This window comes from Bradyrhizobium sp. USDA 3397 (assembly GCF_054060965.1).
Window position 1 is genome coordinate 3,493,889 of sequence record NZ_JBSSDS010000001.1, and the last position, 19,506, is coordinate 3,513,394.

11 protein-coding genes and 1 pseudogene are annotated in these 19,506 nt (G+C 55.9%); 7 read left to right on the forward strand and 5 right to left on the reverse strand.

The features are described from left to right. The first annotated feature begins 1,162 nt into the window (after positions 1-1,162). Both hemN and ACVWYQ_RS16255 read left to right on the forward strand, forming a co-directional pair. Entirely contained in the window at positions 1,163-2,494 is a 1,332-nt protein-coding gene (gene hemN / locus ACVWYQ_RS16250; protein WP_456725945.1) for an oxygen-independent coproporphyrinogen III oxidase, read from the forward strand. A gap of 1,319 nt (positions 2,495-3,813) precedes the next feature. Then, positions 3,814-5,361, forward strand: a complete 1,548-nt coding sequence (locus ACVWYQ_RS16255; RefSeq protein WP_456725946.1) for a carbohydrate porin — start codon at positions 3,814-3,816, stop codon at positions 5,359-5,361. A 712-nt stretch (positions 5,362-6,073) separates the two neighbouring features. Here the strand turns inward: ACVWYQ_RS16255 and ACVWYQ_RS16260 are convergent. Both ACVWYQ_RS16260 and ACVWYQ_RS16265 read right to left on the reverse strand, forming a co-directional pair. Continuing rightward, a complete protein-coding gene (locus tag ACVWYQ_RS16260) occupies positions 6,074-7,066 on the reverse strand; it encodes a pectinesterase family protein (RefSeq protein ID WP_456725947.1) in 993 nt (330 codons plus the stop codon). A 200-nt stretch (positions 7,067-7,266) separates the two neighbouring features. Continuing rightward, on the reverse strand, positions 7,267-8,562 hold the full coding sequence (locus ACVWYQ_RS16265; RefSeq protein WP_456725948.1) for a glycoside hydrolase family 28 protein: 1,296 nt from the start codon (positions 8,560-8,562) through the stop codon (positions 7,267-7,269). A 424-nt stretch (positions 8,563-8,986) separates the two neighbouring features. Between ACVWYQ_RS16265 and ACVWYQ_RS16270 the strand changes: the two are divergent. Then, positions 8,987-9,655: pseudogene (locus ACVWYQ_RS16270) on the forward strand (transposase); the annotation flags it as partial. Positions 9,656-10,255: 600 nt separating this feature from the next. Here ACVWYQ_RS16270 and nolL read toward each other — a convergent pair. Together nolL and ACVWYQ_RS16280 are read right to left on the reverse strand one after the other, a co-directional pair. Further along, positions 10,256-11,380, reverse strand: a complete 1,125-nt coding sequence (gene nolL / locus ACVWYQ_RS16275; RefSeq protein WP_456725949.1) for a nodulation factor fucose acetyltransferase NolL — start codon at positions 11,378-11,380, stop codon at positions 10,256-10,258. A gap of 2,076 nt (positions 11,381-13,456) precedes the next feature. Continuing rightward, complete coding sequence (locus tag ACVWYQ_RS16280) at positions 13,457-13,642, reverse strand: hypothetical protein (protein ID WP_456725950.1); 186 nt, start codon at positions 13,640-13,642, stop codon at positions 13,457-13,459. An 826-nt stretch (positions 13,643-14,468) separates the two neighbouring features. Here ACVWYQ_RS16280 and aepX point away from each other — a divergent pair. From aepX to ACVWYQ_RS16300, 4 genes are all read left to right on the forward strand, one after another. Further along, positions 14,469-15,461 carry a phosphoenolpyruvate mutase gene (gene aepX, locus ACVWYQ_RS16285; protein ID WP_456725951.1) on the forward strand — a complete coding sequence of 331 codons (993 nt, stop codon included), beginning with the start codon at positions 14,469-14,471 and terminating at the stop codon, positions 15,459-15,461. Positions 15,462-15,764: 303 nt separating this feature from the next. After that, a complete protein-coding gene (locus ACVWYQ_RS16290; protein ID WP_456725952.1) occupies positions 15,765-16,568 on the forward strand; it encodes a phosphocholine cytidylyltransferase family protein in 804 nt (267 codons plus the stop codon). A gap of 7 nt (positions 16,569-16,575) precedes the next feature. Continuing rightward, entirely contained in the window at positions 16,576-17,181 is a 606-nt protein-coding gene (locus ACVWYQ_RS16295; RefSeq protein WP_456725953.1) for a CDP-alcohol phosphatidyltransferase family protein, read from the forward strand. 221 nt (positions 17,182-17,402) lie between these two features. Beyond that, positions 17,403-18,512 (forward strand): pyridoxal phosphate-dependent aminotransferase, encoded by a 1,110-nt coding sequence (locus tag ACVWYQ_RS16300; protein ID WP_456725954.1) that lies wholly within the window; start codon positions 17,403-17,405, stop codon positions 18,510-18,512. Positions 18,513-18,698: 186 nt separating this feature from the next. Here ACVWYQ_RS16300 and ACVWYQ_RS16305 read toward each other — a convergent pair whose 3' ends face one another. Beyond that, positions 18,699-19,175 (reverse strand): Lrp/AsnC family transcriptional regulator, encoded by a 477-nt coding sequence (locus ACVWYQ_RS16305; RefSeq protein ID WP_456727162.1) that lies wholly within the window; start codon positions 19,173-19,175, stop codon positions 18,699-18,701. Positions 19,176-19,506: the final 331 nt, after the last annotated feature.

Here is a 19,506-nt window from a genome sequence, read left to right on the forward strand (position 1 = left end):
GCAACAAGCTGACTTCCAAGCCCGCTTTATCGACTTCGATATCAATATCGTAACCGCCCAACCGACTCTTAACCGCGGGCGTCGCTTGTCTGGAGCCATTTTCCGTGGCTGGTCTCAGCGATCGATCGCATAGGTGTCTTTGTCAGCATCCCTCGTACCGGCACGCCTTCATGCCTAGGCTGCCAACGATAACCAGTCCTAGATTGCCGCCCGGCGATCGCCTTTCATGGATTGTCCAAGGTACGTTCGTCTATTTGCTTGGAAGAACGAGCCAATCAAGGCGCGACCGTTTCGTTGCAAGAAGAAGCCGTCAAGACGCAAGCACACCCGAGCTCTGTGCAAGATGTGCAGCTTGATCACCGGCTGGCGTCACATGAGAGTGTCCCAAGTGACAATCATTGTTCGAATGTCCATGATCTGACATCCGACCAAGGCGCCCCGACGCACTCGACCGGGGGGTTAAAAAGTGCGCCGGGTCCACCCCAACATCATCAGTACATCCGTGATGACGCTCTCGAGAATGAAGCAAGTAGCGTGGCGGAATTGAGGCTCATCACTTCATCGGACTATCATTGACGTATTAGACACGCAGCACCACGGAGGCTTGAATCGAACGTTGCGTCAGGTTGTATGATGCGCTTGGCCCGTCATGGGGCAGCCAGATGCGGCGGAGGCTGCGAGGGATTTGCATCCGCGATGCAGAACAGCGATGACCTCGTCGTGGATATCAATCATTCCCGCAACTTCCTGAGCGTTCTTCGCTTTCATCGATTGAGCTTGATTTACTCCAACCTATGGGCCACGTGGTCCTTTAGCTCTCATACGTTGGCCACGTGCTCTCGTTCCTCGCGCAGCGCTTCAGGCTTCAGAAAGAAATGCCTGCATCCTTCTCCGTCAGTTTTTGCGGATCGCGCTGTCGAGCTTCTGCCATCAGCGACCGGCGACCAAATCCGTGAGACCGCCCTCGTGATTGCCAGTCGGACATCGAAGACTCGGCTCGTGCGCCCGCCAATAGTTTCAATAGTCATCCGCTCTCTCCCGCCCGATTGCGCTCACGCTGCCGAAGGAACTCAGGGCTGAAGCCGGTTCGATTGACATAGCGCAAAGATGCTGGCGAGCGCCGCGACTAAGATGAGTCTTACAGCACCATGGGACTGCGACGTTGCAGAGTTCACTCCTGAAAAAGTATTGCGATGGCCGGCTGCCTTGGTACACCATATATCCAACTGTACCTGAATTCTCGGAGACAGTCGGCGCGAACACTTGTGAAAAATGGCTGAGCCGGCTGCCGGACGAGTCCGTTTCGCTCTATCTTCACATTCCGTTCTGCCGATCGATCTGCTGGTATTGCGGCTTCACTACAGCGCTCACCCGGCGGGACGCCGCTATTCTCGGTTACTTGGAGGTGCTGCGCAAGGAGATCGACTTAGTTACAAAAAAGACGCCGCAAGCAATGCCTGTGAGCGACGTACACTTCGGCGGCGGCACGCCGACCCTTATCGAGCCAGCGCAGTTCCTGGCCCTGATGACACACTTGCGCGGCTGCTTCGCGTTCAAGAAAGCGGCGACGCTCGCTATCGAAATCGACCCACGCACGTTCACGATCCGAATGGCCGAAGCCTTAGGAGCAGCCGGATTCAACCGCGCGAGCATCGGAGTGCAAAGCTTCGATCCAGTTGTTCAAAGGTCGATCAATCGAACCCAGACTGAGGCGCAGACGACCAGGGCTGTTGAAACCCTTCGCCAGCATGGAATAAGCCGCATCAACTTCGACCTCATCTTCGGCCTTCCCAACCAGACGGTGCAGTCCTGCGTTCAGAGCGCTATGACCGCGGTGGCCATGCGCCCCAACAGGCTTGCGGTTTTCGGCTACTCGCACGTTCCTTCGTATATGAAGCGTCAGCGCATGCTTGATGAGATGGCGCTGCCGGACGATGCTGCTCGCGCTGAACAGGCTTCGGCTATGGCCGATACTCTGGTCGCCGCAGGCTACCTGCAAATCGGGCTCGACCACTTCGCCTTGCCGGACGACGAGCTCGCGCTGGCGCAGAAAGCTGGTCGCTTGCGGCGCAATTCCTTGGGCTACTCGGCTGACACCTGTAGAACCGTGATCGGTCTTGGCACATCGGCCATCGGACGTCTCAGTGACGGTTACGTCCAGAACGAACTCGCAACGAGCGTCTACAGCGACCATATCAGCGCCGGCCGTCTGCCGACCTCGAAGGGTTATTGTCTCAGCAACGAAGACCGCCTGCGAGCGGCAATAATTGAGCGCCTGATGTGCTATTTGGAGGTAGATGTTTCGGCAATTTGCACTGCCCACGGATTTGATCCAGTTCCTTTTCTTAGTTCCGCTGGACGCTTGCCGATGCTCGCCGAAGACGGAATAGTGGACATCCACCATGGAACAATCCGCGTAAAGCGAGAGCATCGTTTTGTATTGCGCGCTGTTGCTGCCGCGTTCGACGCTTATCTTGACCGCTCACCGTATTAGCACAGCCGATCGTGAACGGCGAATTCAGAAAGCCGCTCACAGTTGCAGCGACCTCGATCAACTCTTTCCGCTGGGCTTTGGCTTGAGACCGTCAAACGCGGCAGCCCGACATGAGCCGCCCCCCTGCGCTCGTCAGCGTGCCTGGTTTCCTTGAGGCTGTGGCTCTATGGCAGCAAATTGGCGAGAGTTTCCGCGGACGCAGCTGCGGCATTGGTGCCCCTTATATCGACCGAGCGTCACGTTGCAGGCCAAGCGCCACCTCTACAGTTCTCAGAGTATTTGATAGAGGGTCCGGTTTGCGAAACCGATGCACAGCTTAAGCGGCAGCTGTCTACCTCTAGCACTTTGAGGCGTCGCGAACGCTATTGAATTTGTCGTCCTGAGATCATTGGGTTGCCCGGGCGCAGATGCAACCGCCGAGGAGCTAGGCAGCAGCAGCAACGCGCACCGCGATTGTATCGGGTGATCGTAATATCACCAACATTCCTCTGACCCGGTGGAGCCTGCCAATAGCTCGGTCTCCGCAGATAGCCGTCGCGAGACAGTCAACTACCTACCTTGGCGATTGGTGGCGGCGACTGACAAATGGCAGGATGCCAAACAAACGTTGCGCGGACCGTACGTCGAGGAGTCAACATGCAATATAGATCGTGCCGCACCAGCGGATATCATGGATTTGCCAACTCCGCACTTAGCGCTATCAAATCCGCTCGAAGTGCGATCTCGACTTTCTCATGGAAGGCCATGGCTTTTGTCCTGGCACGATCGCCAGACATCCAATTGTCAGATGTTGCGGGCCTTAAATATCGCTGGTTTCGGGCTTGGTCTCCAACCACGAAATCGCCGCAGACGCCTAAAGCAGAGCAAGATACGTGGCGATGGTATTTTTTTGAAGGTTGCCAGCCTCTCGAACAGGTGCCCTTCTTTTGGGAAGGTTACCACCTTCTCGAACCAGTGCCCTTCTCTGGCCAGGATGCTCGGCATAGCCGAAATCCTCGCTCAAATGGCGGAAGGGAATGGGGTCCATCGCGGCGTATTGGTAGCGAAGATAGCAAGGAGCGCCCGCCGCCATCATCTTGAGGAAACGAGGACCGCAAAGAAGAGAACGGCACGCAGGTCGCCGACGCGTTTTAGGTGGCTCGACCGATGCCCAGCAAGCTAAGTGCCTCGCGGGGATCAGTCATTTCGCTCAGCGGCGCGCCGCCCCCTCACACACGCCGAAACGACAGATAGGCTCTAGACCAATCAGGCTGGAGCACAATCCAGAGGTCAGCGGTACAGATGCGGAGTTCACTATGCGGGCGTGCACTGCAGTAGCGATGTCGGTTCGATCAAAACCGACTGCGGCCCTCGTTTTGAGCTTTCGTCAACGTTCGATGAGACGAGAGCTTCCAATCGCACTCTTCCTCGCGAAGCTGCTCATCCCGGATTCGGCGTCGGCACAAACTCTCGACGTGCCTAAGGGAAACGACATCCCAAATGAGCTTACCAGAAGGAGGATTCATCAAGAAGTCGCTTCGCGAGCAACGCGCTTCAACGATAGCTCAACGATTTCTAGCACTACGCCTCTAGCAACGCGCGACAAACCGAATGAGGTTGCTAGGAAGAGAACTCAAAAGAAGGCGGACCCCTTCGCAAAGTTCGAAACTCTCCGTGAAAAAGGCATGTGGCTCATTATACCTGGCCCTGTCGATACGATAGATCAAGACAAAGGCGGCGTTAGATCGGCCTTGGCAGAGGTTGGGATTGGTTATGTGGGAGGAACAGTAAATAGTCTCATAAACAATCAATTGCCAAATGCGGGCAGAACCAGAGTCGCTAATCAACTCTATATGGGACAGAATCCGACATTTGGGACCGTGAATTTCATGATCATGACATACGATTTGAGCCGCTTTGGCGTGCCCGATGGTCAGATCATCGTGGGAGCCGAGCAGCAATACTGGTCTTGGGAAGCCGGCGGGCCAGACAGGCTAGGAATCAACATCCTTGCCTACTACCAGACGCTTCTCGGCGGTAAGCTCGAACTCAAAATGGGTTATCTTAGAAATCAAAATGAGTTCGCGGGGACTGTGGTCGGCGGCAGTGTAGCAGCAAGCGTTTTGGGACCCTCATCAAACATCTTGTATCAGGCAGGTATGAGCAACAATGCTGCGCCCACGCCAGCGCTTAACCTAAAGTACAATTTTGATGATCACCTGTATAATCGGGTCTCGATCCAGCGCTCGCTCAGTCCAGACGGTCAGTATGCGCAGATCACCGAGAACCCGACCGGCCTAAATTGGGATACGACTAACGCACGCATCCTTTGGCTCGATGAGGCCGGCTACAAGAACAAAGCTGCTCCGGGCACACCCGAGACCTGGCTGCGAGCCGGCATCGGCTTCAACACGAGCAGCTTTACGAACTTGGCTTATCCGAATCATCCGCGAGCTAATGAGAACAGCGTCTACTACGTTGCTGCAGACAGGCAACTCTGGCAGTCTGACGTTAAGGGCTCGGCATCTCGTGGAGTCTATGCCGGCTTCTCTGTGATGTACGCGCCGCCTGACTTGAACAGAATCAGTCAGTATTACGAGCTTCGTCTTTATGCGAAAGGGTTGTTCGATAGCCGGCCCAGTGACCAAATTGCTATCGTTGCCACTAACGCAGTCTGGAGTAACTTTGCGGTAGACGCTGCCTTGGTGAAGGGACATCTCGCGCACCACGATACTACAGCGATCTCGGGAACCTACACCGCGCATCTGGCACCTGGGGTTTATGCAAGCCTGGGACTAACATACATCAACAAGCCAACAAGCGTCATACACACGCGGGAGACAGACCATGCTTTGAATTTACTGGTGTCTACGTCCATATTTTTCTAAGCCCTAGGGGCCGACCTGATTTGGTATAGATCGTCGCTGTGGATGATTGAGCGCAGGTTCACCTGCCAGTGCAGAGAGGGCGAAGACCTAAATCAGTTCGCGATATCTAAACTTCATGTCGTGATGTGCGGGAACATGGCCGCTCGCCATGCTTGCGCCGATCGTGGCCGTTACAAACCGGGTAGCACGGGGTATCCGGCGGCTAGGTGGATCTTCCGCATGCGGGACAAGAAGATGACGGTGCTGTGTAGAACCTGCTGGGTGAGCTACCGCGCGCAACCCGGAAGCTGCCGCATCTAATGGCAGTGCATAGCGTGGAGGGTACGAGCGACGAGCGCCTTTGCAGACCCCACGTCGAAGGCCGTATTCTCGTCCACGGATAAAGTGTCCCGCCGTCAGAACGCTGCCGCCTCTTCGTATTGGTCTAGGCGACAGCGGGTTGTCCCATTTGCGGGTCGCGACCACCACGTCCAGCGCTGCGGTCGAACGTGGACAGACATGCGTGTGATCTGCAAACTTCCCGCTCGCGGACCAAGAGCTGGATCTTTCTTCATCGTTGCCAAGCGGAGCTCGATTTGAGCAGTTCACATTTGCGCCGAGATGTAGCAGATTGGGTCCGATCAAGGCCGGCGCGATCATCTACCTTGCAGCCATTATCATCAAGAACAGTGTGCATTTGATGGCACAATCTTCTTTTCACGAATGCCTCTCATTAGTTTTGATGTTTATGCGGCAGCCACCTCGTGTCTCCGAAGAACATTTTCAGTGACCACTGCCTGGTCTCACTGTCGGACAGTTGATGGGAGTAAGGCTCGCGCCGCGCGGAATCGGCTCCCCGCCCAGTGGATTTGTGCTCAGCATAGTAGGCTGTCCTCAGCGTGTCGGTCTTGCCCGGACTCCATTCGCGCCACCCTTCCGCGATCACCGGCGCATCCATCTTGGATGACAAGAAAACTACTGCAGCGAAGGAGCGCCAAGCACGGCCAAGAGCAATTTCGCCTATTCCAGGATCGGCAGTCAAAGTGCAATGATCGAACACAAAGGCGCTGTCCTCGTCCGGCGCTGCTTTTCCTTGTGCTGTATACACAACCGTTTGGTGAACGATGCCATGCAACTCACATTGCCGGAAATAGGCTTTGGCATTGCCGAATATGAAATCGACATGTCCCTCAATGTAGCAGTCCGCGAAGTATTGTCGCGACAAGCGGCCGTTCGGCCCCTTATTGGCGAACAGTGTGTCCTGTGCGCCAAGGAGGCGGACTCGAGTGAGAACGTCCCTGTCTCCACTAATGGACAGTGCCACAGCCTGCGAAGGCGGATGAGCCGGATCTAGCGAGTAATCGTTTTGAATCGTTAGATTGTCGAGCCGGAAATCGTCTCCGGACGCTTCCAACGTCGCGGAACGAGATGTTCCCCCCACATAGAGCGCGCCGTCGCCATAGACGACGACCGTATCATCGGGCCTCTTGCCGGTACCCTTGATATGAACACCAGGTTTGACGATCTTGACTTTCTCGCGATAGATGCCCGGCGCAATCAGAATATCGCCGCCATGCGCGGGTAGTGCATCTATGGCTGCCTGTACGGAGTGATAGGCCATATCGTTGGATTGTGAGACCAATAAGGGCTGAGCGAGTGTTTTCGGAGGACCGAAACACGCAGCTATTACGGCAGCGGAAAACACGTAAGCTTTCATCGTGGTCATACTTTCATCAAACCAAATGCAGTTTTGACGTGATGGAACGCGCAGCTGGTTACGCGGAATCGTCGCGCCCTGCAGCGATCAACGGTACGAGCTCGTCGACCTGCTGCGAAGCAGTTTCAGTTTCAGTGCTGCCGAGTTCTGGCTTCCACCCGCATGGTTCCGGAAATCGAGATAGTGCACCACTATGTTCTGATTGCCCTCTACCGGCTGGGGAATGCTTTTGCACACCTCTCCCATCCGCTGGGCAGAGGAGCCTCGGCTCGACCATCCGGCAGCGGCGGCGACACGCCGGACGGTCCTACGGTCACATTTGCGTTCTCAATGTACCAGGTCGCGGAATCGGCAAATCGTACATCGTCCAGAGTAATCTCGAGAGCATGCGACCCGTCGAGCCCGCGCATCAGCAGCATCCCCGTATTGCCGCGGACATGACGAAGGACGATTTGGCGATAGAGTGGAATGCGATCACCCCGCGCACTGGAATCGTATTTTGTGTCAAACATGATCGGCCATCGGTTATTGCGCAGACAAACATCCTCATAGGTCACCCGCTCCACCAAACCGCCTCGGCTGACATCGCTCTTGATGCGCAGGCCTGAAGTGGTGCCGTCTAGGGTAAGGCCGCGGACCAGGATGTCGCTGACACCGGAGTTCACCTCGCTGCCAATCGATAGCCCATGGCCCCAGCCAAAATAGTTATCGGTAATGGAGATATGGCGGGTGGAACCATTGTTGCCCGCCTTCATCGCGACATTGTCGTCTCCAGTCCGGATCACGCTGTGGGAGATTGTGACGTCCTGGCTGGCCCCCGGATCAATTCCATCTGTGTTGCGGGCGTCGGCTGGTGCATCGATGGTGAGGCCCCAAAAGGTGGCTCCCTGGACTTGGTTCATCGCCACATGGAAATTTGGCGCATTGCGCAAGGTCACACCGTACAGCGTAACGTCCTGCGCACGGTCGATCTGGATCAAACGCGGCGCGTTCTGATTGCCTCCCTCAGCCTGTGCGCGGCGTGCCAGCTGCCACCAAGATTGGTCGCTGCCGGCCATAGGCGCGCCGCCCTGGCCATCGATAGTGCCGGCGCCATAGATGCCGCCGCCCCGCGTTTTGGAAAAGCTAATGAACGGCCGGCAACCGTCGCCTTTGCCAGCGATACGACCACAATGCCCCCAACCCTTGTCATAAGCCGTTGGTTCAGCGATCGCGATTAGCGTGGCACCGCGTCCGATCCATAAAGTCACGCCTGATTTCATCTCGAGTGGCCCGGACAGGAAGTCGCCACGTATCAAATAGACCGCTTCGCCGACGGGGCAATGGTCGATGGCGTCTTGTAAGTTGGCCGTATCGTTCGTCCCCGACGCCACCGGACGATCGCAGACAGTACGAGGCGCAACGGGTTCGGCGACCGTGCGGCGGTCTTGCGCTTGGCCGGCCGGACAAAGCGCCACGGAGCCAATTATGGACAACAGTGTCCAATCGCGAAAACGCCCTATCATCGACTACCTCGTGCCTACTGCGCGCATCTTTGACGCTACTTGTATCGAGCTGAAAGTTGGCCAGATCGGCCGTCGCCTACTGGCTTGCGCAAGATGACATTTATAAGACCGCAAGGCCGTTGGCGTTACGAACGGCAACAGCACTTTGTGCCCGGGAATAACGTTGAATCTTCCTTCGGCACGGTCGGGTGGCGTATGATTCAAGGTCATGACCGAACCAAACGCTTCATCGCTCACGTACGTGTTCGATCGAAATCCCGACAGCCCGATAAAACTCTGTGCCCCGTCTGGACGCACTCGTTATGCAGGGGCTTCTTCGTTTCTTGCGACGCACCAAGCTTGGCAACATGATTTGCCCCTCTCGAATGCGGGGCTGTGTTGAATTTACTGAAAGGGTCGGCTTTGCCCACAGCCGGTAGACTTGGGTGAAGGCAACAAGGATCCGGCGGCTCTGGTGGGAGGAGCGACCGAGAATGCTGCAACGGTTCAGACCCTGCTAGAGGACCTGGTCATCCCGACGGCGCGAAAGCATTGTCGAAGGTGATCCGCCGCATCTTTCCAGCGGTTGCGATCCAGCGCTGCTAGATCCGTAAGACGCGCAACATCATGGAACGGCCGCGGAAACACCATCGTGCAGCGACCCCGCCGGCTGCTTTCGCCAGGCCTGGGAAATCGATGACGCCGATGCGGCTGAAGAATTGATCCGCAATCTGGCCTGTCGACCCGACCGGCAATGGCCCGGCGCAGCGGCCAACATCCTCGAAGGCCTCGATGCGATCCTGATTGTCGTTCGGTCGAAACTGCCGAGCAGCTTCGTCGATCGCTCGCCCTGTACCAAGATCGCCGAGAACATCATGGGCACCATTCGCCGCGTTACCCACAATGTCAAAGGCTGGCGGGAATCGGTATGGCCTTGCAATGGTCGCTGCCGGTATGATCGAGGACAACAAGCTTCCGGCGATTGAACCCGCATAACCAACCGTCTGTTCTGGTGCGTGCCGTGCAAGCTCGCCACGATCGCATGACGATCAAGCCTTTTGCCCAAGGAGGGCCGCTTGACATTCATCTCGCAACTTCGGTGCGACGTAGTTAAACGCCGATCCGGACACCCCCTGTCCGCATTCTCCGACTCAAACTTTAATAGCGCGATCGATGCCAAAGCGCCGAAGCTGACAGAGAACCGCAATCAATATAGGCCTTCAGTAACGCTGGGGCCGCCCACCAATAATTAGCACCCTGCAACGAGAGGGCTGGCATCACCGAATGAGTTGCTGCTGCTCAGCGGTGTTAGGCTGTGCCGGCTTGGCGCCCGAAGGACCACATAAAACGCAGCGCCTTAAGTGCGATGGCGAGCACTTTCGTGATCTGGCCGGCTCGTGCGCCATCTCTACGAGCGGCCATAAGATTACCGAAGCGGCCCCTCATGTGGGTGACTTAGCACGAGGATGCGATGAAATGACCGCCAGCTGTGACGCCTCCCGTCAGGAATCGACAGATGCCGATGAATGATCAGTTCGCTCGCCTCGCACCAGCAAGTGCTGGCCAGGTGCAGGTGGGCAAGTTTCGATGGAAGCTCTTTCGCGAGACAGGAATGGAATATCTAATCGGCGATGATAGCGTTTGCTCCACGCGCGTGCGGCTTCGCATAGAGACTTGTTCATTTGCAATGACGAGGCTTAGAGGGGTCAGTTGGTTAGTGATTGAGCTTTGAGTAACGCGAGCGGGGCGGCGCCCCGAGAACAATCCAGGACACCCATCCAAGGTCCTGCACAATCCGCCGAATTGTCGCGGCGATCACAACAATCCCCAATCCGAGCATGCCGGCGACGGCGACTCTGATCGACAAATCCCATGGCTCTCCTAACGGGATCAAATCCATAAGACGAAAAACGGCACCCTGGATCAGATAAAGAAGCAGCGTGCCCTGGCCAAGCTCAACGGCAACAAAGCGAGCCACTCGATTTGGAGAGCCAAAGCTCCAGAACTGCAGCACTAATTCCATCACGATTGCAGAAGCCGCTGCAGAGCCGAGAAACATGAGCAATACTTGCTTAGCGGACGCTTTGTCGTGAATTAGAACAAGATTGTTGTAGACATAAGTCTCTTTGCCCCAGCTAAGATAGCACGCGCAAGTAATTGCAGCGAGTGAGAAATTCAAGAGAAGTCTGTGACGTGAGATTATGTGCGTCCGCCATTCGCTCGATTGAGCGAACAAGAATCCCAGGCAGAAGAACGGATAAGTGTATCTTAGCAAAGGCACGATCGAAAATGTCACGGGCACCAGTGCAACCACGATTGCTGAAATGCATATGACCCACATCCATGAGCGACCGCAAACCGCCAGAAGAAGCCTGATAGCAAGGAAGGAAGCAAATGTTGCCCATATGAACCAATATGAGCCGGTGAGATCCATGGCAAAGTCCGACAGCCCACCAGTTACGCTGTTCAAAGACGAGGCTCCGGCCAACTTGAGGGCGGCCAACTTAGCAGTCTCCATCAACGTGCACCAAAAAAGCGTTGGCAACAATAATTGCATTGCACGATCGCTGACGCTGCGCGCGAGCGATTTTCGCAGGAGAGCTTTCGACGATAGATATCCGCTTATCGCCATAAAGAGCGGCATATGAAACATGTAGATCGACTTGAAATAGGGCGAATACCAATAGCCGTTATCTCCGTAGATGACGTACTGTGTTAGATGTCCGCTAATCACCAAGATGATGAGCATGCCCTTGGCAAAATCGAACTTCAGGTCTCGGCTGTCTGCTTCGGCTGACTGCGAGCGCTGCCTGGTCGATCGTGCGGCGTAACAGAACATGAAGCCTCAACATACGGTTGTGCGCCTGCGCTGTCGGCGGACTGTCCGGTTCTTGCGCAGGGTGATTGCGCGATCTTGGTACGGGCGAAGATGCGCAAGTGCTAGCTACGTCGGGGTTCTTCGTCAATACAGGACGCTTCGCTTCTCGGTCCGATCACTTATCCGGCTTCGAACCGCCCTGGGTCTGTCACAGGCTCGGTCCTGCGAGAATGGAGCCATGACAAGCAAGACTACAAACAAGTTTTCACCGGAGGTCAGGTCCGAGCACGACTGGATCCAGAAGACCGATGCCGACAGCGCGGCCTCAGGCGACGTTCCGACGGACCTGGCCGAGAGTCTGAAGACCTCGAGGGGAGAACTGCGAGCTTCGAGCACTGGTGCGCGGAGTAGCGACTATCGTGCCCGCGAAAGCCCTTGAGCCATTCACCGCGGGAGTTCATTGCATCAGTTAACAAGTCGAGTGTCCGTCTAACTGGCTTTCTGCGGCTGATTCCTAGCGGCTCAAAATCTCTTTGGCAGAAGACCTGCCGGAGCTTCAGCTATGCCAACGTATAGCTATCCACGGAACGGCTCCCCTGGTATTCTTTTTCTGGTCGACGATAACCAGGACAGGCGAGGAGCAGCTTTGGGACTTCCGTTAATGGCATGGACCGGCTGTTGCTTCCCCGCGAGCATCGTTTCCGAAGCCTAACTCCCACAGCATCTTGGCGATCCTGAGAGCCGCCAGGACAAGATATTGCGAGGATTGCGCGGCTCATGCTGGCCTCTACGAAGACTGGATATTTCCCAATAAGCGGATCGAAGGCGCTGACGGCGAGATCGTTCAGTCGGCGAGAAGGAAGCTAACTGCTTTCAGCCATGGGCGTTCCCGGCCTCGGTCGGCTGATCTAAATCCGATTGTGGCCGCGATCAGGGCCAACGAGGCGCTGTCTTGTGGCCCAAATCGTTGCTCGCCAACCTGATGCGGCCCAACGATACGTGCGTTCCCTACGTCGCACGGCCCCAGCGAGTCAATCAAACCGGCCACTCATATCAGGAACGAGGGAGCCGCGAATCTCGCCATCCGAGTTGGGACTGCACTGCGACTTCCAGAACACAAAAGCGTAGATCGCAGACAAAGCTTGTCAACGCGGTTAGCACGGCTGAGGCCCCCCAGCGCCTGGCCGGAGGATAACTGTTCTCGAGAATACTACAAATCAAGAAGGAGTTCGCTTGAACTTGATTCCCCACTCCTCTCGCTGGACCAAACGAGAGGACGACCTGCTCCGCCAGCTTGTTGATGCAGGCGCGTCTGTGAAATCCATTTGCGAAACGCTCAACAGGTCCGAGCCAGAGCTTCGCAGGCGCGGCTACTACATTGGCCTACCGAGGAAATGGTTTAAGCAGGGCCGGCCTTAAATCTGAACGGCGCGATCAGAGGGGCTCCTGCCTGGCGGAGAGCATGATTGACATCCGACTTTGGGCAGAAGATGAGCGGGCGAGCACTTCGGAACCACACACCGGATTTCAAGAGGAAGGTGGCGCTGGCCGCCGCCAACGGTGATCGCACGTTAGCTTTAGCGGGCGGACACTCCGGCGTTCACCTTCAGATCTAATCATGAAAGGCGAAAATCGACGACGCGCTGCCATGCGTTCAGCCCAAGCAGGAAGTCGGATCGCCGAGCGCACCATGAAGTCACTGCACGTCCGAGATCGGCACGTTCAGCAACAGGCACAAGGAGGGCGTCCATGAACGCGTGCATATTGAGCGCAAAGCGAGTAACAGCCAGCGCACGCACCGCTCGTCAGCCTGTCGTGCAGTGATAGGCGGGTGACGTTCATCCGATCGGGCGTTTACCGCGACCTTGTAAGATCAATGGCACCAAAGCAGCGCCTTGCCGGAATGCTGCAGCTCCGCTAATTTGCACAAGACGAACAAGACGCCGTCCTGGACACGTCGACCAGAACCCTTCTGGGTATGGTCGACATCCGTCTTCACGCAGCCGACGGAGACGATCAATGGAGTTCGCCCCGTCGCGGCTTTCGGCCGCCCGCCTTCGACGGACTGTTCTCGGAAGATCGACAACTCCAACTTTCTCATGGTGGCTTCATACTGAGCAACAGCCGATCATTGGGTGAGCGTGGATCATAGATCGCCTCCTCAGCGACGATCATTTTACGGGTAAAAGTCGCGAATCCGGCAAGTGCGCACATCAATGCCGTTGCGGGCAAGACGCATGCCTTGAGCGATACCGGCTCCAATTCGTTCTGGACGAATTGCATCAGTGGCTTCTCGGAGCTGTCATTCGGCCTCGCATCCAAGTGTCGATTAACAACCAGTTCTGGTAGGTACTCCGCAGGCTGCCTCGAAGATACACTTCAACACCATGCTCGCTATCTCACTGTGGCGGGAGTGGGCTGGTCAGTTTTGCAATCAGGGCAGTAAGGCTGGCCAGTGAAATTGGCGGCGCGTGACCGCCAGCGCCTCACGTCGCCCCTTAGCGGGCGTCGCGTTGCCGCCAATTTCAGTTCATGGGTTAAGATCGCCTCAGCCCGGCTCGCAGAGCTGGCGATTTTGAAGGGTGCGCGCGAGCTAACCAACAAGAGGAGCAAACCATGACGCATGACGCTGCCGTTTGATCGGCCAAATCCGTCGACGCGTCGAGGTACATCAAGTACCATCTTTCGACTCAGTAGTTGCCTTGTGGTGGGTTCTGACATTCATGCGGACCATTGCGATCGTCATATGTCGCGAGTCTGTATGGAGACCGAGAGCATTCAGCCGTCACAACAATAGTTTGCTGAAGAGCTCGCTTCTAGCTCGACAGCGAGACAGCGCTCATGTCGGCATGCCATCGTCGCGCAGCGCGCAGCGTAATGCATATCGATTATGCATGTGTCGCCGCATCCACCGTCGGTGCGCTATCGAGTTGAGCCCTCCCAACGAGGCTCGAGCGCAGCCAACTTTCCTGAGGCACTCCGGGACGAAGTATGTAAGGCCAACTCAACTACCAACCCTCGCAATTGATCTAGACGAAGCAGCATGTCACGTATCGACCGATGAAATCGTCCGTCGACACAAGGCGGTCCGTCATCCCAAGGAATCGGCATGCAAGATCAATCCTCAGGCGTCCTCGCCGACGCCATTCATCAATCCACCCGCTCCTCTGTTGCTGAGATCTTGCGTGCTGAAATCTGCAACAGCAGAGAGCTATCGTTTCTCATGGAAGCGCATGATGGTCTCTCTGCCGCGATCGCTAAACGCGCACGCTTCACAGGCCTCTGGGCATCGGGCCTGTCTATTGCCTGCTCCCTGGGTTATCGCGATGCCAACGAAGCGTCATGGAGCCAAATCGTAGACGTGGTCGAGCGGATCGTGGACTCTAGCGAATTGCCAGTGCTCGTTGACGGAGATAGCGGCTTCGGTAACTTCAACAATGCGCGTCTGGTGACCCGCAAGCTCCGTCAGCGTGGAGCTGCTGGGGTCGCGATCGAGGACAGTTGTTTTCCAAAGCTGAACTCGTTTGTTGGGGATCGGCATCCCCTCGCCGATATCGACGAGTTCTCTGGCCGACTTCGGGCCGTGAAGGATACAGCCGCGGACGACTTAGTGCTCGTGGCAAGGACCGAGGCGTTGATCGCCGGTCATGGGATGGACGAAGCACTTTCGCGCGCTCACGCCTATGCCGACGCGGGAGCGGATGCGATCATTATTCATTCGCGAAGGAGCACCGCGGACGAAATCCTTTCGTTCACTCGCGCTTGGCAGAACAGATTGCCGGTCGTGATCGTTCCGACGAAATACTACAGAACACCGATCTCTACATACCGTGAAGCTCGCGTCTCCACGGTCATTTGGGCCAACCACACCATGCGAGCGGCAATGGCGGCAATGCGTGAAGTCTGCCGTCGCATTATGGCTGAGGAAAGCACTGCGAGCATTGAACCGAATATTGCCACACTCGAGGAAGTCTTCGAATTGTTCGAATACGACGAACTCGCACGTGCGGAAGCGGAATACTGCGGCCAAATGCTGAACCTCGCAAACAGGGGCTCGTCGAAACGGGATCATGATTCTTTTTCGAGGACTTTACGTCCCTGACTTCCTTCTAATTGGCAAGGTCCTACTGCGATCTCAAATGTCTGTCATTGCCTGACATGTCCTCAGATGACGTAGCAAGCCTCACTCAACCGGAATGCGGATTTGGCATCTCGGGCAGCTTGAGGCGCCGGATCCGAGGTCTCCCTTTTCTTGGAAGGACCGGCGCGGGACCGTTTGCCTGCTCTCACGCTTGGGCTTCAGGCCAATGGCTGTAGCGAACCTGAAGTCGCTTCAGCAAGCGTAGGCCGCGGCGAAAAAGCTGGTCGGTTTTTCACCTTAGCGGCACGATGAAAAAGGAACTAAATGGTGACCGTTGCTCCCAAGAACGCCGTCATTCTCGCCGCTGGCCGGGGCTCTCGCCTGCGTCCTCTGACAGATCTGCGACCGAAGCCGCTGGTCGAGGTCAACGGCACTTCGATTCTTCACAACGCTCTGCGCAATCTGGAAGCTGTCGGCGTGGAAGAGGTCACGATCATCGTGGGTTACCGCAAAGACGCCATTCAATATGCCTGCGGCAGCCGATTCGGCCAGATCAATATCAAATATGTCGAGTCGACCGTCTTTGAGCGCACCGGTAGCGCCTATTCCTTGTGGCTGGCGCGCGACGCTCTTCTCTGCGGAGACTGCTTCCTGCTCGAAGGCGACGTCTTTTTCGAAGAGGATGCGCTACGCTACTTGATAGGCTGCGGCGGGACCGACGTGGCTGCAGTCGTTCCCTTCGATGATTCAATGGAAGGATCAGCCGTTCTGCTGTCGCAGAACGGGTTCATCACAGGCTTTCGATTGAAGCAAACCGCATCAGATCTGGTTGCGCATGGTCCAAGGCTTTTCAAGACGATGAACCTGCTGCGTCTTTCAGCGCCGACGCTCAAGGCGACGATCGTTCCCACGCTGGACGATATCATCTCCGCCGGAGCCAGGCAGACCTATACCGAAGAACTTTTTGGGTATCTGATAGCAAAACGAGATCTGCGTCTCTCAGCGGCGCGATGCGATGGTCTCAGCTGGTACGAAATTGACAATGCTGAGGATCTGCAAATTGCCGAACGCATTTTCAGGGGCCGAACCAACGCCTATACGCCGAGACGTGATTTGCAGACGAGGTGAGAGTCCAATGCTAAAATACCTATGGGATCCAGCGAACGCCATAACTATTACGGGGCTACTCTTTTCCTCCGCCAGTCTGTTTCTTGCGCTATCGGAGCGGTTCGAGCTATCTGTGGCGGTAGCGCTTTGGGCTGTTCTAGCGGACCATCTCGACGGGTTTGTGGCAGGTCGCACGACAGGTCGCGATCCAAATGTTGCAAAGATCGGAGCGAGCCTCGACGGGTTTGCGGATATCGTCTATGGAGCCGTTCTGCCTGCGGTAATTGTGGTACAGGTCAGCCAAGGCTCACTTCTCGCCCTTGCGACCGCAACCACGCTATTGCTGGCTGGAGCATTGAGGCTTAGCTACTTTGCGAACTTCGGCAGGTCGCGCGATGGGCGGTTCTTGGGCCTGCCCTTGTCGTACGACGTGCCGCTCCTGGCGCTTCTATTTCTTCTTAAGCCTCTTATTCCTGCTGAAGCGTTTTCCGACGTCGTGAACATCGGCTTCTTGCTGCTCGCTTTGGCGCATGTCGCGCCTGTTCGTGTGCCACCACTCAGCGCATCAATGTATACGGCATTAAGCATCTTCGCCGTCGCATCATCGGTGGCTTTAGCTAGTCGCTCCTTTTGAATGTGGATAGAAGTATGATTCAGCGACTGCCCTTCTCCATGTTGCCAGCTTCAGTACCATGCAAGTCATAGATGAGTGGAATCTGCCGACTGCAGTGTGTACCAGACTTGTTGTCGGGCACATTTCCGCACGAATGGGCACCGCTCGATGCTTGACGCCGAGAGCTCGCGATCCTTTTCGGAATCTGCCTTGCCCCTGAGACGTTTCAGTTCAGCACAGTCATGAACAGCCCAGCACAAGTCGACGTACCCCTCAAACCTGATGGCGTCCCTGATCTCGTCAACCGATTCCCGGGCGGCTATTGGAAATATGACATCACGGACTTCGTCCTTCTGATGAATCCTTATTTTCCGCCGCAAAGGTTTCTTGACGAACTTCGGGAGGCTTTGCCGCGGCTTATTACCTGCTATCCCTCTCCTAATGAGCAGATGGTCCAACTTCTTGCGGATGCGGTGAAGACTCCGGCGGATAACCTTGTCGCTTGCAACGGCGTGGCTGAACTGATTCCCATCCTCCTTGGTCGACTGGGTATGAGGATTGCTGTCCCGGTCCCAACCTTCAATCCCTATGAGACGACCGCCCTGCCGGGGCGGTTATCACGCTTTTTCCTGCCATCGCCAGATTTCGAACTCGATGTGCAACGCTATGCAGCATTTGCGCGCACAAATGGTGTCGACGCGGCCATCGTGATATCGCCAAATAATCCCACTTCGCGGATGGTTCCCTATCCCGATATGCTATATCTCGCTTCCGCGCTTCGATCTCAACAGCAACTCCTATTGATCGATGAGTCATTCATTGAATTTAGTGAGGTCGGACGAAGTGCGAGCCTGGAAAACCATTTGCTCGAATTTCCTAATGTGATCGTTCTCAAGAGCCTGGGAAAGATCTACGGGACATGCGGTTTGAGGATCGGGTATGCGGCATCCGCAAATGAACAGATGATAAAGGAAATGAGAGCGGCGCTCCCCACGTGGAATGTCAATACGTTTGGCGAGTTTTTTCTGAGCAAGCTCCCTCACCTCGCGCACGCGGCACAGCAGAGTTGGATGAGGGTAGGCAGCGACAGAGACAAACTATACGCAGACCTGCGCAGCATCGGCGGAATGAGAGTTCTAAAGCCTGACGCGAACTTTGTGTTCTGCGAACTGCCGCCTCACTGGCCGGATGGGGACGTGATCGCCTCAAGGCTCTTAAACGACAGACGCATATTGATCAGGCACAATGGCGGCAAGACGCTCCAAAATGGCAGACGGTTCTTGCGCATCGCATGTCGCACTGAAGCAGACAATAAGCTCTTGGTGGAAGCACTGAAAGCAGTCGCTGATTAGAGCAACTCTTTTGGCCTGGTCAATTGTGGAGCGGCCTTTGAGATCCGCGAGGGCCTGGCGGGTTAGAACCCGGCTTTAGCGTTGAGGAGCATGCGTCGAGCATATGCCGGAAAAACGGCCTGATTCGAATCAGTCCGCATAGACACCTGACCCAAGATCAGTCCGTCACGGGCACTATAAGATAGGTTACCAGCACGCCAGACGTCCCATTGGTAAGGTGAAACCGGATTTGATGCGATCCAAGACGACGGCAGTCTCAAGGCGCCTTATATCTGGATTTTCGCTTATCAAGCGCCGGGTGAACTGCTCGTATTCCTCCATATTGTTTGCAGTTACTACAAGGATGAAATCGGCTTGGCCGGTAACGTAGAAGCCGCTCATGACCTCAGGCATCTTGCGGACAGCTCGCTTAAAGCGGTCGATGATGTCTGCGCGATCGTGCTCAAAGAAAATGGCTACTAGCATAGTCACATTCCGGCCGACCGCCTTCGGCGAAATGATCGAAACGTCAGACTCTATGACGCCTTCCTTCCGTAGCCGCTTCAGTCTGCGCTGAACTCCGGATGCAGATAAGCCCACCTTCGCGCCGAGTTCTTCACTGCTCAGACGATTATTGCATTGAACCAGATCGAGAAGACGAGCATCGATTTTGTCAATTTCCATTGCGGCTTTGTGAACCATGGAGTGCAACCGTCTAGTCCACGCGTAGGACCGCTTCGTTGTGCGACTCTGGCAATTCAAACCTCCTCCCGAGCACCTCTAGAGGTCTACGTCCTCAGGTCACAATGTGCGCACTGACGGTCCGGCGACATCTAGCGAGCCGGCTCGAACCGCGTGTTCATGCCCCGGCCGGCTTGCGTCGAGTGGCCTGTCATCGTTTAAATCGGCCGCTGAAGCTCCTTTCCCACGACCGCTGTTTGTGAGCCTGATTAGTTGAAAAGTCGGTTTACCGCACCTCGCTTCCTCACCCGCTTTTTGCGTAGTCAGCCCGTCC

Bases quoted from the DNA above. Each gene is read 5' to 3' on its own strand.
- ACVWYQ_RS16255 (WP_456725946.1), top strand. From the start codon at position 3,814: ATGTCGGTTCGATCAAAACCGACTGCGGCCCTCGTTTTGAGCTTTCGT.
- ACVWYQ_RS16260 (WP_456725947.1), bottom strand. From the start codon at position 7,066: ATGACCACGATGAAAGCTTACGTGTTTTCCGCTGCCGTAATAGCTGCG.
- ACVWYQ_RS16265 (WP_456725948.1), bottom strand. From the start codon at position 8,562: ATGATAGGGCGTTTTCGCGATTGGACACTGTTGTCCATAATTGGCTCC.
- nolL (WP_456725949.1), bottom strand. From the start codon at position 11,380: ATGTTCTGTTACGCCGCACGATCGACCAGGCAGCGCTCGCAGTCAGCC.
- ACVWYQ_RS16280 (WP_456725950.1), bottom strand. From the start codon at position 13,642: ATGCAATTCGTCCAGAACGAATTGGAGCCGGTATCGCTCAAGGCATGC.
- aepX (WP_456725951.1), top strand. From the start codon at position 14,469: ATGCAAGATCAATCCTCAGGCGTCCTCGCCGACGCCATTCATCAATCC.
- ACVWYQ_RS16290 (WP_456725952.1), top strand. From the start codon at position 15,765: ATGGTGACCGTTGCTCCCAAGAACGCCGTCATTCTCGCCGCTGGCCGG.
- ACVWYQ_RS16295 (WP_456725953.1), top strand. From the start codon at position 16,576: ATGCTAAAATACCTATGGGATCCAGCGAACGCCATAACTATTACGGGG.
- ACVWYQ_RS16300 (WP_456725954.1), top strand. From the start codon at position 17,403: ATGAACAGCCCAGCACAAGTCGACGTACCCCTCAAACCTGATGGCGTC.
- ACVWYQ_RS16305 (WP_456727162.1), bottom strand. From the start codon at position 19,175: ATGGAAATTGACAAAATCGATGCTCGTCTTCTCGATCTGGTTCAATGC.